Source organism: Sphingomonas sp. CV7422 (assembly GCF_027945725.1).
Lineage (GTDB): Bacteria > Pseudomonadota > Alphaproteobacteria > Sphingomonadales > Sphingomonadaceae > Sphingomonas > Sphingomonas kyungheensis.
In genome coordinates, this window is sequence record NZ_CP115900.1 from 2,343,572 (window position 1) to 2,359,344 (window position 15,773).

The following is a 15,773-nucleotide window of genomic DNA, read 5'->3' on the forward strand; positions in this document are numbered from 1 at the left end:
CATGACTTATCTCCGCTATTCGGCCGACATCGAGACACGCGAGCCCGATGAACAGGAGAGCATCGACGGCATCATCCAGGGTATGACCCAGGAAAGCCAGACGGTGGAGAAGCGGGACGGGCACGCGGTACGGGCAAGCCATGCCAAGAGCACGGCCTGTGTGATCGGCCAGCTCACTGTCGCGCCCGGGCTGCCGCCCGAACTCGCACAGGGCCTGTTCGCGGAGCCGGGCACGTTCGATGTCGCCGTCCGCTTCGCGCAAGGACCCGGTGAAAAGCTTGGCGACCGTGTCTCGACCCATCGCGGCATGTCGATCAAGGTGTTCGGCGTCGAGGGCGCCAAGCTGCCTGGCCATGACGCACCGACGCAGGACTTCGTTCTCGCCAGCGGGACAACCTTTCCGGCGGGGACCGCCGGGGGCTTCCTCTCGCAAGCCAAGAAGATAGGCTTGACGGTTCCCATGCCTGAGGGAGTGAAGAGCGCGGCCGCCTCTGTCGCTCGCAACATCAACAAGGTGCTGAACGCCGTTGGTGCGGGTCCAAGCCCGACGCTGGACTTCTATGGCCACCCCTTCAGCCACCCGCTGATCGAGGAATATTTCAGCCAGTGCCCGGTGCGCTACGGCGACCATGTCGCGAAGATCGGGGCCTTTCCCGTTTCAGCCGAGCAACATGCGCTCGCCGATTGGCAGCTCGACCCGCATCAGGATGAGGATGGCTTCCGCCATGCCTCGGTCGAGTACTTCGAGGGCAAGGAAGCGGTGTTCGAGCTTCGGGCGCAGCTGTGGACCGATGCCGAGACGCAGCCGATCGAGGACACCTCCGTCGATTGGCCGACAAGCGAAAGCCCATATCGTACCGTCGCCACGATCCGATTGCCGCGGCAGTCGGCCTATGGCCCCGACCGCGTCCGCTACTTCGACGAAGTGATGACGTTCCGCCCGGCCCATAGCCTTGAGGTCCATCGCCCGCTGGGCGGCGTGATGCGCGCGCGCATGCAGGTCTACCAGGCGCTCAGCGACTTCCGTCACCGTGAGAACGGCATCGCCGCCGCCAACACCGCTACCATCCAGGACATTCCAGCCTGAGCTGAACACCAGTCCTGACGACAGTGAGAGGACAATCATGAAGCTGCAAGGCAACCACGACGCTCAGGCGGGGAATGCATAATGGCGCGCTTTTCCAACAAGGTCATCGTCATCACGGGTGCCGCCTCGGGGATCGGTGAAGGGGTCGCGCGTCGCTTCGCTGAGGAAGGCGCAACGCTGGTATTGGGCGACATCGACAAGGCCGCGCTCGACAAGCTGGCGGGCGAACTGCACGGCACAGTCGAAACCCGCGAGACCGACGTGTCCGATCACGCTGCATGCGAGACGCTCGTCCAGGCTGCGATCGATCGCTTCGGTCGGATAGACGTGCTGGTTAACGATGCGGGCGTCGATCATCTCGGCAAAGTCGATGAAGGCGACTTCGCCGAATTCACCAAGGTGATTGAGACCGACCTCTACGGCGTCGTTCACATGAGCCGCGCGGCGATCCCCCATCTGCGCCAATCGAAAGGCTGCATCGTCAATGTGTCGTCGGTGTCCGGGCTGGGCGGCGACTGGAACCATAGCTTCTACTGCGCGGCAAAGGGCGCAGTGAGCAACTTCACCCGTGCGCTGGCGATGGACGAGGCGAAGCACGGCGTCCGCGTTAACGCGGTCAACCCGTCGCTCACCTACACCGCGCTGACCGCGGGCATGAAGGAGCAGCCCGAGTTGATCACCAAGTTCGAAGAACGCATCCCATTGGGCCGCGGTGCCGAGCCCGCCGACATTGCGGGGGTAATCGCGTTCCTCGCGAGTGAGGATGCGCATTTCGTGACGGGCGTGAACCTGCCAGTCGATGGCGGCCTTACTGCCTCAAACGGGCAACCGCCGCTGTCTTGATGGATGTGAGGCGGGCCCTCGCGCCCGCCCAATATTCGGGATGTGAGCATGCCCCTGATGCCAGATTCATTAAAGGGCAAATTGCTCAAGCCGATTGATTCACGTCGCAGCAATTTGACCCAGAAGACGACATTCAGACCGACTTGCCGGCTTCCCGACTTCGGCCATTTGCTAATCGGCGCGCTGCCACCGGCAGGCGATGTCACGCCGCCGTGTCACGCGCGACGTCCGCCCGCATAAGCTTCGACGCATCCCACGCGATCTGCTCTTCCTCATCAGCCGAGCAGACTCTGACGTTCCCCGCATCTGCACCCTCTGCGACTCCGGCCCAGGCGAGATCGGCGCATATCGCGTTCCGCGTCTCGGCATCATGCTCGCCGATGCCACCGCTGAAGACGAGCAGGTCGATGCCGCCCAGGCTGGCGGTCATCGCCGCGATCTGCTTGGCGACCGATCGGCAGAAGATGTCGATGGCAAGCCGGGCGTCGGGAGCGGCGGGTGCCAGCCGACGGAGTGTCTGCAGGTCGCCGCTCCGGTCCGAGATGCCGAGGAGGCCGGATTCACGATCGAGCAACTCCTCAAGCCGACCAGCCGTCATTCCGTGTTTGCGCAGCAGGAACATCAGCAGGCCGGGATCGAGATCGCCGCTCCGGGTGGCCATCACGACGCCCCCCGAGGGAGTTAGTCCCATCGAGGTATCGACCGAGACGCCGTCCAGGATCGCCGTGACGCTTGCCCCGCTGCCGAGGTGCGCGATCACCAGCCGCTCGGGCAGGTCGGCGCCGAGCTGGCGCACGATCGACTGACAGGATAGGCCGTGAAAGCCGTAGCGTCTGACCCCGACCGTCCGGAGCGCTTTGGGAACGGGCAGAACGGCGGCGATCGCCGGTAGGTGTTCGTGGAAGCCTGTATCAAAACAGGCGATCTGCGGTGTGCCCGGATAGCGGCGCCGCGCCGCCGCGATCAGGTCCAGCGCGGCGGGCCCATGCAGGGGCGCAAACGCGCATGCCGCCTCGAGGTCGGCAATGACACCGTCGTCGATCAGCGTCGGCCGGAACAGCTTTGAGCCGCCGTGGACGACGCGGTGGCCGATCGCATCGGGCAACCTGTCTAGCTTCGCCGCGATCCCGTCGAAGCTGTGATCGTGCGCAGTCTCAATCGCACCAGAGACTACCGTCTCCATCCGGTCGTTCCCGACGGTGAATGCACCGTATTTCAGCGACGAGGAGCCGCCGTTGATCGCCAGGATCAGCGTGTCCACTGCCAGTCCCGCACCTCGGGCAGGTCGTCACCCTGTTCGGCGACGTAGAGCTTGTGGCGCTCCATCATCCCCCAGTAGCGGGCAGTCTCCGCGGGCACGCGATCCTTCAGGCGCGGCACGCGCTCGATCGCGTCGAGTGCGAGCCGGTATCGGTCAAGGTCGTTCATGACGACCATGTCGAACGGCGTCGTCGTGGTACCCTCGCCCTTGTAGCCGCAAACGTGAAAGTTGTGGTGACCGTGACGGGCGTAGGCCAGCCGGTGCACCAGCGAAGGATAGCCGTGAAAGGCGAAGATCACCGGCCGGTCGGTGGTGAACATCGCGTCGAACGCACGATCGTCCATCCCGTGCGGATGTTCCGACTGCGGTTGCAGCACCATGAGGTCGACGACGTTCACCACCCGAATGCGGATATCGGGCACATACTCCCGCAATAAGGTCGTTGCCGCGAGCGTCTCCAGCGTCGGCACGTCGCCGGCACAGGCAAGCACCACATCGGGGTCGCCGTCGTCGCTCGCCCAGTCCCAGATGCCGGCACCGGTCGTGCAGTGGCGCACCGCCTCGTCGATCGTCAGCCACTGCCATTCGGGCTGCTTGCCGGCGACGATGACATTTACATAATTGCGGCTGCGCAGGCAGTGATCGGCGACCGACAACAGACAATTGGCGTCGGGCGGCAGGTAGATGCGCGTGACCTCGGCCGTCTTGTTCGCCACGTGGTCGAGGAAACCCGGATCCTGGTGTGACGAGCCGTTGTGATCCTGCCGCCAGACATGCGACGTCAGCAGGTAGTTGAGCGAGGCGATCGGTTTGCGCCACGGGATCGTGCGCGTGGTCGTCAGCCACTTCGCGTGCTGGTTCACCATCGAGTCGACGATATGGACGAATGCCTCGTAGCACGAGAACAGGCCGTGGCGTCCTGTCAACAGATAGCCCTCCAGCCAGCCCTGGCAGAGATGCTCGCTCAGCACCTCCATCACGCGGCCGTCCTGAGCAAGGTCGGTATCGTTCGGCTCCGTTTCCGCCATCCACGTCTTGCCTGTAACGTCGTACACCGCCTGCAAGCGGTTCGAGGCGGTCTCGTCGGGGCCGAACAGCCGCATGTTCGACGCGCCCAGGTTGAGCGCCATCGCCTCCTTCAGGTAGCTGCCGAGCGTCGCCGTGGCAGGCGCCCTGACGCCCCCGGGCGCCGTGAGCGCGACGGCGTGCGACCGGAAATTGGGCAGCGCCAGCGAGCGCATCAGCTCCCCGCCATTGGCGTGCGGGTTGGAGCCAATCCGGCGGTGACCGGTCGGCGCCAATGAAGCGAACTCTTCGCGGAACTTGCCGGTGGCGTCGAACAGCTCTTCGGCGCGATAACTCCGCATCCACGCCTCTAGCAGGACGAGATGCTCAGGATTGTCGAAATCGGCGATCGGCACCTGATGTGCGCGCCAGGTGCCCTCGACCGGCTTGCCGTCGACAATCTTCGGCCCGGTCCAGCCCTTCGGCGTGCGGAGCACGATCATCGGCCAGCGTGGCCGCAACCCGCTTGGCGTGGCCGACCGGGCCTCGCGCTGGATCGTGCGGATATGGTCGAGCACCGTGTCGAGCGCCCCCGCCAGCTGCTGATGGACGAACATCGGGTCGTCACCTTCGACGAAGAACGGCTCGTGACCGTATCCGCGCAGCAGGCTGGCAAGCTCCTCGTCGCCGATCCGGGCGAGCACGGTCGGGTTGGCGATCTTGAAGCCGTTGAGGTGCAGGATCGGCAGCACCGCGCCGTCACGCGCGGGATTGAGGAACTTGTTGCTGTGCCAGCTTGCCGCGAGCGCGCCTGTCTCTGCTTCGCCGTCGCCGATGACGCAGGCGACGATCAGGTCGGGATTGTCGAACGCGGCGCCGTATGCGTGGGCGAGCGAATAGCCGAGCTCACCGCCTTCGTGGATCGATCCCGGCGTCTCCGGCGCGACATGGCTCGGGATGCCGCCCGGCCAGGAGAACTGCCGGAACAGCCGCTCCATGCCGCCGCGACTGCGCTCGATTGCGGGGTAGCGCTCGGTGTAGGAGCCTTCGAGATAGGTCTGCGCGACGATGCCGGGGCCGCCATGGCCGGGCCCGATGATCGCGATCATGTCGAGGTCGTGCTCGACGATCAGGCGGTTGAAGTGGACGTAGAGGAGGTTCAGCCCCGGCGTGGTGCCCCAATGGCCGAGCAGCCGCGGCTTGATGTCGGCCAGCGTCAGAGGACGTTCCAGCAACGGATTGGCGCGCAGGTAAATCTGGCCGACCGAGAGGTAGTTCGCCGCCCGCCAGTAGCCGTGCATCCGCCGCAGCAAATCCGGCGACAGCGGCGACGCCTCTGCCGCGCGGATGTCCGTGTGAGGGTTCCCGAGGGGCGAGCGTTCGAGCAGCGCGTCCATGCTCAAGCCGACCCGCCGTCCGCCGACGGTCTACCGGTTCGAGTGTGGCCGGCCGCCCAGTGCAGGTCGGCAAGCTCGGTATGGATGATGCGCGCCATGTTGGTAGTTGAGAGTTCGGCCATCTTCCGTTCGAACCGTGCGCGAGCGAGATGATTGCGGCGAATAAGCGGCATAGCCGTCTCCCGTTGGTAAGCGGGAGCGCTGACGGTCTCTCAGTCGTCGCGGTGCCCAGGGCGGAAGCGACGATGACCTTCATTACCACGTTGGCGCTTTACCCCCTAACGATCTCTGGCCGGTAAACGAGGAGCCGGCGTGCAGTACAGTCGCCCGCGACAAGACCCACGACCGGCCGTTCTCGGTGACGCCGAGCCCTCCCAACTTCGGCCATTCGTTCACTTCGGTGTCGCAGCCCCTTCTGCCCCTTCCGGCCTTCCGATAGCAGCCGCCTGCAAAGTTGAGGCTGGAATCGCGTGCGAAGGTGCTGCACGTGCAGTCCATAGGAAACGAAAGAGGTTCGGCGTGCTGAACAAGGTGTTGCTCCGCGTCATTACTGCGGTTCTGCTGCTTCACATGGCCACTCCGCTTCGGGCACAAGAGGTGCTCGATCCCGACCCGAATACGCTGGCACCGTCCAAGGACCCGAGGCGTACTGCGAACGGCCTGGCGCAGCAGCCGCCGATGGGCTGGAACAGCTGGAACAAGTTCGCCTGCAAGGTGGACGAGACCACTATCCGTGCGGCCGCTGACGCGATCGCCACTAACGGGATGAAGGGCGCCGGGTATAACTATGTCGTTATCGATGATTGCTGGCACGGCGCCCGCGACGCGAACGGATTCATCACCGCGGACAAGACGCGCTTCCCCAGCGGGATGAAGGCGCTGTCGGACTATATCCACGCCAAGGGGCTCAAGTTCGGCATCTACTCAGACGCCGGCACGAAGACGTGCGGGGGGCGTCCGGGTAGCCAGGGACACGAATATCAAGATGCCCTGCAATATGCACGCTGGGGCGTGGACTACCTCAAGTATGACTGGTGCTCGACAGGCGTTCGCAACGCCGAAGAAGCCTATGCGCTCATGTCGGACGCGCTCCGTGCGTCGGGTCGCGATATCCTGTTTTCGATGTGCGAATGGGGGAATTCGAGGCCGTGGATATGGGCGTCCAAGATCGGCAACATGTGGCGCACGACCGGCGACATCACCGATAAATGGACTGGCCGTTATGGCTATAGCTGGGGTGTGGCGTCGATCGCCGACATGAACGAGCCGCTATGGCCCTACGCCGGACCGGGTCATTGGAACGATCCCGATATGCTGGAGGTCGGGAACGGCGGCATGACCGACACCGAATATCGTTCGCATTTCTCGCTCTGGGCGATCATGGCCGCGCCGCTGATCGCCGGCAACGATATCGTCGGCATGACCAATGCGACCCGCGCGATCCTTCTCAACACGGACGTCATTGCCGTCGATCAGGATCGGCTTGGCATACAAGGCCACCGGGTGTGGAAAGACGGTGACCGCGAAATTTGGTCCAAACCTCTGTCAGACGGGGGGCGTGCCCTGCTGCTGTTCAATCGCGGCGACGCCGCCGCGGCCATCGCCGCCGACTGGACAATGCTCAGCTTGCCACGACAAGTACGGATGGAGGTGCGCGACCTCTGGGCGCACAAGAGCCTCGGCAAACGCTCTGGCCGCTTCGAGGCGTCGGTCGCACCTCATGGTGTCGTCATGGTGCGATTGAAGCAATAATTCCGAAAAGAATGCCTGCGGATACGATCTCGGCCCGGTGTTGGGGCGGATTTTTCCGTTCGGTATGTGTAGCGCGACGACCCAAAACCGGCCACTCGGAGCGCCCTGCCCGCTTCCCGGATTCTGCCATTCATTCATGAGCGCTGAGCATAGTGAGGAGCACCAGAAGCCAAGAAACTTCGCTGGGAAGTCACCGCGTGGGCAGGCGGATTCCAGGGGCGATGGATGAGCGCGCCGATTAGACAAAGCGCACGCGGCGCGGACCGCTGTGGTTGCGCGTATAACCTAGCTGTACTCCCAGATGTCGAGGTGTGCCATCTGTTGACACGATCGCGGTACGTACGCAGAGCCGGGTGATGATCACGCGCCTTTCCTGCAACGTATCGCTGACCCCCGAGCTGAAGAGCTTCATCTCAAGTAGCTTGGCCACGGGTGATTACGCCAATGTCAGCGAGGTCGTGCGAGCGGGGTTATGTGCGCTGCGAGACGGTCCGCGCCGCGCCTCTCAGACGGTGGTGGATGGCTGGCCCGTGGGCGGTGGTGAGTGCGGCACCCTGATCCGTAACCGCGACTGGAGCCGCACGGCGCTCGGAATGCCGGAAGCATGGTCGCACGAAATGCGCGCCACCATCTCCAATCTCGTCAACTCGCCGGTCGCCAAGGTGCTGATGTGGGGACCAGACCACATCATGTTCTACAATGATGCCTATCGGGAGATCGCCGGCGAGCGGCACCCGTTGGCGCTTGGCACACCGGTGGCGGAGGCGTTTCCCGAAGTATGGGACTGGAACCGTCCGATACTGGCGGCGGTGCGTCAGGGCGAGACGCAATCCTACCTTGATCAGCCGATCGTCTTTCAGCGCGCCAATGGCCCGCAGACGCTGGGCCTCAGCCTGTTCTACACACCGGTCTACGATGCGGATGGAACGCCCGGTGGCGTGCTGTGTACCATCGTCGACAACAGCGAACGGATTGCCACCGAGCAAAAACTTGCCGCAAGCGAAGCCGAATTGCGCCGGATCGCGGATGCCGTGCCGATGCTGGTGTCGTACGTGGATCGCGATCACGTCTACCGCTTCGCCAATGCCGACTATGAAAGCTGGTTCGGCATCTCGCCCGATGCGGTCGTCGGCAAGTCCGTGCGGGAAGTCATCGGTGACGAGGCTTACCGCACCCGCGCAACGGATCTCGACGTCGCGTTGACGGGCAGCCCGCTCGTCGCGGAGACGGTATTGCATCACCGGACCCTTGGCCCACGTCAGACCGAGATCCGCTATGTACCCCATGTCGGGGACAGCGGCGAGACGCTCGGCGTCTATATCCTCGGCATCGATATCGGCGATCGCGCCGAGCGCGAAGCAGAGATCAAGGCGAGCAACAGCCGTTTCCGCACTGCCATGGAGGCCGTGCACGGCGTGCTTTGGACCAATAGCGCCGATGGCCGGATGGTGGGCGAACAGCCAGGCTGGAGTGCGCTCACCGGGCAGAGCCAAGACCAATATCAGGGATTTGGCTGGGCATCGGCCGTTCATCCGGATGACGCAGCGGCAACCGTCATCGCGTGGAATCAGGCCGTGTCTGCCCGCAGCATGTTCGTGCACGAACATCGCGTGTGCCGTCACGATGGCGAATGGCGGACCTTTGCTATTCGGGCCCTGCCCATCCTCGACGATGCCGGCGAGATTTCCGAGTGGGTCGGCGTCCATACCGATATCTCACATCAACGCGCGGCGGAGGCGAGCTTGCGCGAGCATGCCGAAAGCCTCTCACGGCAGGTCCGGCATCGCGAACGGGCAGAGGATCAGCTCAGACATCTCAATGAAAATCTAGAAAGCCGTGTCATCCAGGAAATTGCTGATCGGCGAGAGGCTGAGGCTAAACTTGCTCAATCCCAGAAGATGGAGACGGTTGGCAAGCTGACAGGCGGCGTCGCGCACGACTTCAACAATCTGCTCCAGGTGGTCGGCGGCAATCTTCAGCTGCTCAGCCGCGACGTTGCCGGTAACGAGCGCGCCGAGAAACGCGTCAACAACGCGATGGCCGGCGTGTCACGGGGTGCAAAGCTGGCGGCCCAGCTCCTGGCCTTCGGGCGCCGTCAGGCGCTCGAGCCGAAGGTCGTCAACGTCACGCGCTTCGTGCAGGGAATGGACGACATGCTGCGCCGTGCGATCGGTGAGGCAATCGAGGTGGAAACCGTCTTTTCCGGCGGGCTGTGGAACACCTTTATCGATCCCGCGCAGATCGAGAACGCGCTGCTCAATCTCGCGATCAACGCGCGCGATGCGATGGAGGGTCGCGGCAAGCTGACCATCGAGCTGGCCAATGCGCATCTCGACGACGCCTATGCGCGCTCCCATGACGAGGTGACGCCGGGCCAGTACGTCATGCTGGCGGTGAGCGATACCGGGTCGGGCATGTCGCCCGAGATCATCGCCAAGGTGTTCGAACCATTCTTCTCGACAAAGGCCGAGGGCAAGGGATCAGGTCTTGGCCTGTCGATGGTCTATGGCTTTGTCAAACAATCCGGCGGTCACGTAAAGATCTACTCGGAACCCGGCGAGGGCACGACCATCCGGCTCTACCTGCCGCGCGCGACCGAGGCCGAGGACCTTGAGGTCGTCAGCGATGCAGGACCGGTCACTGGCGGCACGGAAACAGTGCTCGTTGTGGAGGATGACGAGGAGGTTCGTGCCACTGTCGTCGAGATGCTGACCGATCTTGGCTACAGCGTCCTCAAGGCGCCCGAAGCGACCAGCGCATTGGCGGTGATCGAAAGCGGTGTGGCAATCGACATGCTGTTCACTGACGTGGTCATGCCGGGAGCATTGAAGAGCCCGGAACTCGCTCGCAAGGCCCGTGAGCGGCTACCCGACCTCGCTGTGCTATTCACCAGCGGCTATACCGAGAACTCGATCGTGCACGGCGGCAAGCTCGACAAAGGGGTCGAGCTGCTTTCCAAGCCATACACGCGCGATGCGTTGGCTCGAAAGTTTCGGCACGTGCTGGCCAATCAGCGCCAGCGGAAGCAAACATTTGCCACGACAGCTGCAAACGCCGAGCTTGTCACCACCTGCTCCACGCCGATCGCATCTTCGGCGACGATCCGTCAGACCGCACTATTGGTCGAAGATGACGATCTGATTCGCGGCAACACTGGCGAGATGCTGGAGAAGGCCGGCTTCGTCGTGGTCGAGGCAGCCAGTGCCGAAGAAGCGTTGATGGCGCTGCAGACGGCCCCTGTCGACGTTCTGGTCACCGACCTCAACCTGCCAGGAGCTTCCGGACGCGAGCTCGCCGAAAAAGCACGCGCGTTGCGGCCTGATGCCATCGTCATATTCGCGACCGGCGATCCCGGAGCCGTGGCGAACGAGATCGACTGTGTCGTTCTGCCGAAGCCATACAACGCCGCAGCGTTGGCGTCAGCCATACGCTTTGGCCGCAGCAATGAGCCCGTTCCCAACGCGTCGACCGACAAAGTGGCAGGATAAGTTAAGATCTAGCCGCAGGGGTGTGTCCATTCACACCCTATCGCAATCGAACGAAAGAGTGCTGCAAACGCAATGTCTGATGAGCAGCTTGCTTCGATCACGAGCGTCCTACGTCGAGCGCCCGAATGGATCAGGCACGATCTGCTCGCTAAAGATCCTGCCGGGCGCCAGCGGGCTGAGGAAGCTTTAGCCGCGATGATCGCAGCGGCCCTTTCTCATACCGCAAAGGTCACCGATCGAGCAGGCTAGCTCCGATGACAAGGCGACGGCGAGGACCCACAAGTGGACATTCGAGGCCCCTTCCCCGCCTCTCACTTCCGGACATTCGTTAATCTGTTTGAATGGCAGTTCCCTCGCCGACTGAACGAGCCGCTTACCCTACTCGGATGAGCCTGCAGCAATCACCGCCGGTAGACGTCGGGAACGGTAGGCTGCATTCCCTTACATAAAGTCGCAATGAAAAGAGGATGAGGCCGCGTGCAGATTACCAGGCGAACCGTCATCGGCGCGACAACCGTGCTGGCCGGCACAGTGATATCGAGCCCATCCCACGCGCAAGACGATACGCGATGGCATGCTCTCGCGCAGGATGTGAAAGCGCAAATGGCATGGTCCTGGGATTGCTACTGTGATCATGCCTGGGGCAAGGACGAGATCAAGCCGGTAAGTGGCACCTTCTCAAGCTTTCAGCTCAAGACGCATCATCTCGGGCTCAGCCTCATCGAAGCGCTCGACACGCTGTGGGTAATGGGTCTCGACTCCCGGTTCAAGGACGGCGTCTCGTGGGTCAAAACCCACTTCGACGCGGACGTCGATGGCGAGGTCTCGGTGTTCGAGACATCGATCCGTCTCGTCGGCGGGCTGCTCTCCGCCCACCTCGCGTGCGGCGACGCGGTGTTGCTCGCCAAGGCGCGCGATCTGGCGGATCGATTGCTGCCGGCCTTCGCGACGCCGACCGGCATGCCCTACCGCTTCATCAACCTTAGAACCGGCGCGCCGCGCGAGGCGGTCACCAGCCCTGCCGATATTGCCACCTATCTACCCGAATGGGGCACGCTCAGCCGCCTGACCGGTGATCCTCGTTATGCGGCCGCCGCGCGCAAGGCGGTGATCGCGGTCTTCGAGCGGCGCTCGCCCCTCGATCTTGTGGCGACCAAGATCGACGTGATCAGCGGTGCCTGGCGCTCCCGCACCGCGACGATCGGCTCCTATTGCGACAGCTTCTTCGAGTATCTGTGGGATAGCTGGCAGCTGTTCGGCGATGCCGAGTGCAAGCGCATGTACGATGTGTGTACTGCCGCCATCCTCAAGCATCAGCAGGTCTGGAAGGATCGTCAGCTGTGGTTCGCCGACGTCGACTTCGAAACCGGCGCCGTGATCTCGACCGAGCAGGACGAGCTCGCCTCCTTCTATGGCGGCCTGCTCGGCCAGGGTGGCGCGCTCAGACAGGGTGCCGCCTACACCGAGAGCTGGGCCAAGGTGCAGGCGCGCTACGGTGTTCTGCCGGAAGGTTATGATTATGCGACATCACGCCCGACCCAGGTCACCAACGCCCTGCGCCCCGAACTCGCCGACGCGGCCTTTACACTCTGGTTGATCGATCGAAGCCCACGCTGGCGCGAGATCGGTCGCCTCCACTTTGAGGCGATGAAGCGGTGGAACAAGGCTCCCTATGGCTACACAGACCTTGCCGACGTGACAGCAACGCCGAAGCGTCAGGCCGATCACTGCCCAGGCTATTGGTGGTCCGAGCAGATGAAGTATTACTATCTACTGTTCGCCGATACGCCGCGCTTCGACTATTCGGACAACTACCTGTCGACCGAGGGCAACATTCTCAAGGGCCTGCGTCGCAACCAAGCGTAGGATAAAGGTTACACCCACTCCGTCTCATCTGAGTAGCTCGTCAACCGAACGATCACCTCGCCGGCAGATTTCCCTTTTGTTCCAGCCGCGACTGACTCATAGAATCAGCATGCCGATCCGCCCCGAGAACCGATGGCTTTATCCGATAGACTGGCAGCAGCTGTCGGCGACCGTGCGCTTCCGCCGCGCCGGCGCGCGCTGCGAACAATGCGGAAGGCCGCATCTGCGCCGTGTCGCGCATCTCGGTGATGGGCGCTGGTGGGATGGCGAGGCGCGCTGCTGGCGGAGCGACCGCGGCCGGCGCATCGCGATCAGAACCGGGGTCGCGCTCGGTGCGGTTCGGATGACCAAGGTGGTACTTGCCTGCGCGCATCTCGACCATGATCCGGGCAACAGCACGCCTGGCAATCTCAAGGCGTTATGCCAGCGCTGCCATATCCTTCACGATGCCGCCGAACATCGCTGGCAGCGCTGGTGGAACCGCTTCCGGCTGCGTGCCTGCCGCGACCTCTATGAGGATCCTCGCCTCACCCGGCAGCGGCTAAGCCGATAAAACCATCTGCTAAAATCAGAAGCTCGCCGACGACCCAATTGCGACCGTTCAGCCCGTACCCCGCCAAATCACAAACCGGCCACTCGTTCATATCGAGCGAGTGTGTAGCTACGCGAGTTAGGGGGGCATAACAAACTAGCCCGGAAGCGGCCCCGCCTCACGGTAGCTTTCGATCAGGGCGTCAAACACGGCGATGTCGGACCTGCTACGCGCGATGATCTGCGCGCCGGCAACGGCCGCATAAATCGCGAGTGCCCTTGCCCCCACGCTTTCCGGCAGTCCGATCCCCGCGGCGACGAGCTGTTTTGTCAACCATGCCACGTTGACGTCGGCGAAAGCCTGGACCTGCTTCAAGACCGGTCCAGGTAGCTCGTCACGCTCCGCCGCCATGAAGCTGCTGAGACACATCCGGTTGTCGCGCTCCAGCGAGGCCCGAAAGATACTTGGATATCGCTTTAACGCGTCCACAGCATCCTTCGCGTCGGCCGAGATCGCCGCCAGATCATGGTCGATATCTTCCTGATAGCGGCGCGCCACAGCCTCCCCGAGCAGCGCCTTGTTGGCGAAGTAATAGTTGATGCTGGCCGCCTTGATGCCGACCGTCGCCGCGAGGTCGCGAAAGTTGATGCCGCCATAGCCGCGCGTCATCGCCGCCTCTCGCGCGGCAAGCAGGATCGCCTCCCGCGCATTCTCTCTCGTTGCTACCGCCATCGTCGCGCCTCCACCTGCCATATGGCAGGCAGGGGTTGACATGGCAAGATTTAAGACGCAGATGATTACCTGTCATCTGACAGGCAGGTGATGTGATCGATGAACGCGAGACCCTCGATGGCCGATAAGCTGACGCTCTTCACCTCCCCCTCCGCCTTCCCCAACCCTCAGCGGCTGCGCATCTTCATGCATGAGAAGGGCATCGCCGACCGGTTCGCCGAGACGGTGTATGACATGTCGCCTGTGGGGGAACAGCGCGGGTGGCGGCATCTGAAGATGAACCCTTGGGGCGAAACGCCGACGCTGGCATTGGCCGACGGCTCGTTCCTGAGCGAGACGTCCGCCATAGCGCGCTACCTTGACGACAGCTTCGAGGGCCGCAAGATCATGGGCGAAACGGCGCATGAGCGTGGCCTGGACCAGATGTGGGACAGCCGAGTCTGGGTTCACATCCTCTACCCGATCGTCACCGCCTTCCATGTCATGCATCAGGGGCTCGGTCCCAAGCTGGAACTGACGCACAACCCCGCATGGGGTGAGCATTCGCGCAAGGTGGCGCTGGCCCACGCGGCACTGGTCGACCAGCATCTTGCCGATGGACGTGCATGGCTGCTCGGCGGGGACCAGCCGACCTTTGCCGACATCACGCTGGCCACCGCGATCGCGTTTTCCAAATACCCGGTGAACGCAACCCCGCTGGACGAGCGTTTCGAGCATATCGATACGCTCTGGCGGCGGTGGCAGGCCCGCCCGGCCTTCAGGGCCGCCTATGCCGATGGGCAGAGCGGTGTCCCGGAACTGGATGACCGCTCGTAGCATCCGCGTCATTCGTCTTCGCTAAGTACGTCCCAAGCAGGAGAGTTATCATGCTGTTTCACACCATGGTCGGATCGAACGACATCGAACGATCGAAGCGCTTCTACGACACGGTGCTCGGCACGCTCGGTGTCGGCGAACCGGCGCGCAATATCGCCGATAGCGGCCATACCCGGCTCATCTACAATAACGGCAACGGCACGAACTTCATCGTCAGCCAGCCTATCAACGACGAACCGGCGACCGTCGCGAACGGCAGCACCGTCGCCTTTTCGTGCAACTCGCCCGAGCAGGTCAGGCAACTTCACGATACCGCAGTTGCCAATGGCGGCACCTCGATCGAAGCGCCGCCCGGCCCTCGAGAGACCGCGTCAATGGGTACGATAGAGCTTGCCTATTTCCGCGACCCCGACGGCAATAAGCTTTGTGGGATCCATTTCCCCAAGTCATTATAGCCGTCGCATATCGGCTCTGAGGCGACGCCCGTCCCTGGCACGGACGGGCGGTAAATCTGGCCACGAAGAAGTGCCGCAGACGATACTTTCTTGAACGACCCACTATCGGCCATCCCCAACCCGCATTCAGCCGCCGAAACATGCCGCTCGTTCAAGTTAGCGTACCGAAGAGGTTGCTACTGACGTTCGACCGGCAGAAGGCGGGCTGCGCCACGCGCACATTGGTATTTGACGTTGCTAAAGATTATACGCAGCATTGCTAGACCCGTTCACCGAATGGAGGATGCCCAATGCATAAGCTTGTGTTCGCCGCCGTCAGCGTATGTCTTCTCGCGTCAGCAACCCCATCGATTGCCGCGCCTTGTCGCGATGCCAGAGGCAAATTCATCAAATGCCCTCCGAAGGCCCCGGTGAAGGCGACCCGCTGCAAAGCCAGCAACGGCAAATTTGTAAAGTGCGGCACGCCGGGAGCGAAGCCCATCTAGGGGGGATACAACCCCGCCAGTCGTATCGGTACGATCACTGACTGGCGAAATGCG

The 15,773-nt window shown here is 63.0% G+C and carries 11 protein-coding genes; 8 read left to right on the forward strand and 3 right to left on the reverse strand.

Annotated elements, in window-relative coordinates; translation table 11 throughout:
• Position 1: 1 nt before the first annotated feature.
• Positions 2–1,087: a catalase family protein gene (locus PBN85_RS11330; RefSeq protein WP_271299046.1), complete on the forward strand. Its 1,086-nt coding sequence runs from the start codon at positions 2–4 to the stop codon at positions 1,085–1,087.
• Between the two features lie 81 nt (positions 1,088–1,168).
• Positions 1,169–1,930: an SDR family NAD(P)-dependent oxidoreductase gene (locus tag PBN85_RS11335; RefSeq protein ID WP_037534818.1), complete on the forward strand. Its 762-nt coding sequence runs from the start codon at positions 1,169–1,171 to the stop codon at positions 1,928–1,930.
• Positions 1,931–2,132: 202 nt separating this feature from the next.
• Here PBN85_RS11335 and PBN85_RS11340 read toward each other — a convergent pair whose 3' ends face one another.
• Positions 2,133–3,191 (reverse strand): acetate/propionate family kinase, encoded by a 1,059-nt coding sequence (locus tag PBN85_RS11340; protein ID WP_271299047.1) that lies wholly within the window; start codon positions 3,189–3,191, stop codon positions 2,133–2,135.
• Positions 3,179–5,593, reverse strand: coding sequence for a phosphoketolase family protein (locus PBN85_RS11345; protein WP_271299048.1), 2,415 nt, complete (start codon positions 5,591–5,593; stop codon positions 3,179–3,181). Before PBN85_RS11345 ends, PBN85_RS11340 begins: the two co-directional genes overlap by 13 nt.
• A gap of 519 nt (positions 5,594–6,112) precedes the next feature.
• On the opposite strand from PBN85_RS11345, the gene PBN85_RS11350 reads away from it, so the two are divergent.
• The 4 genes from PBN85_RS11350 (at position 6,113) to PBN85_RS11365 (ending at position 13,252) form a co-directional block, all read left to right on the forward strand.
• Entirely contained in the window at positions 6,113–7,345 is a 1,233-nt protein-coding gene (locus PBN85_RS11350) for a glycoside hydrolase family 27 protein (RefSeq protein ID WP_271299049.1), read from the forward strand.
• Between the two features lie 356 nt (positions 7,346–7,701).
• On the forward strand, positions 7,702–10,833 hold the full coding sequence (locus PBN85_RS11355; RefSeq protein WP_443026741.1) for a PAS domain-containing protein: 3,132 nt from the start codon (positions 7,702–7,704) through the stop codon (positions 10,831–10,833).
• Between the two features lie 477 nt (positions 10,834–11,310).
• Entirely contained in the window at positions 11,311–12,699 is a 1,389-nt protein-coding gene (locus PBN85_RS11360; protein WP_271299050.1) for a glycoside hydrolase family 47 protein, read from the forward strand.
• Positions 12,700–12,808: 109 nt separating this feature from the next.
• A complete protein-coding gene (locus PBN85_RS11365; protein WP_271299051.1) occupies positions 12,809–13,252 on the forward strand; it encodes a hypothetical protein in 444 nt (147 codons plus the stop codon).
• 135 nt (positions 13,253–13,387) lie between these two features.
• Here PBN85_RS11365 and PBN85_RS11370 read toward each other — a convergent pair whose 3' ends face one another.
• A complete protein-coding gene (locus PBN85_RS11370) occupies positions 13,388–13,963 on the reverse strand; it encodes a TetR/AcrR family transcriptional regulator (RefSeq protein WP_271299052.1) in 576 nt (191 codons plus the stop codon).
• Positions 13,964–14,080: 117 nt separating this feature from the next.
• Here PBN85_RS11370 and PBN85_RS11375 point away from each other — a divergent pair, with 117 nt between their 5' ends.
• Positions 14,081–14,779: a glutathione S-transferase family protein gene (locus PBN85_RS11375; RefSeq protein WP_271299053.1), complete on the forward strand. Its 699-nt coding sequence runs from the start codon at positions 14,081–14,083 to the stop codon at positions 14,777–14,779.
• Positions 14,780–14,829: 50 nt separating this feature from the next.
• Positions 14,830–15,234, forward strand: a complete 405-nt coding sequence (locus PBN85_RS11380) for a VOC family protein (protein WP_271299054.1) — start codon at positions 14,830–14,832, stop codon at positions 15,232–15,234.
• Positions 15,235–15,773 lie beyond the last annotated feature (539 nt).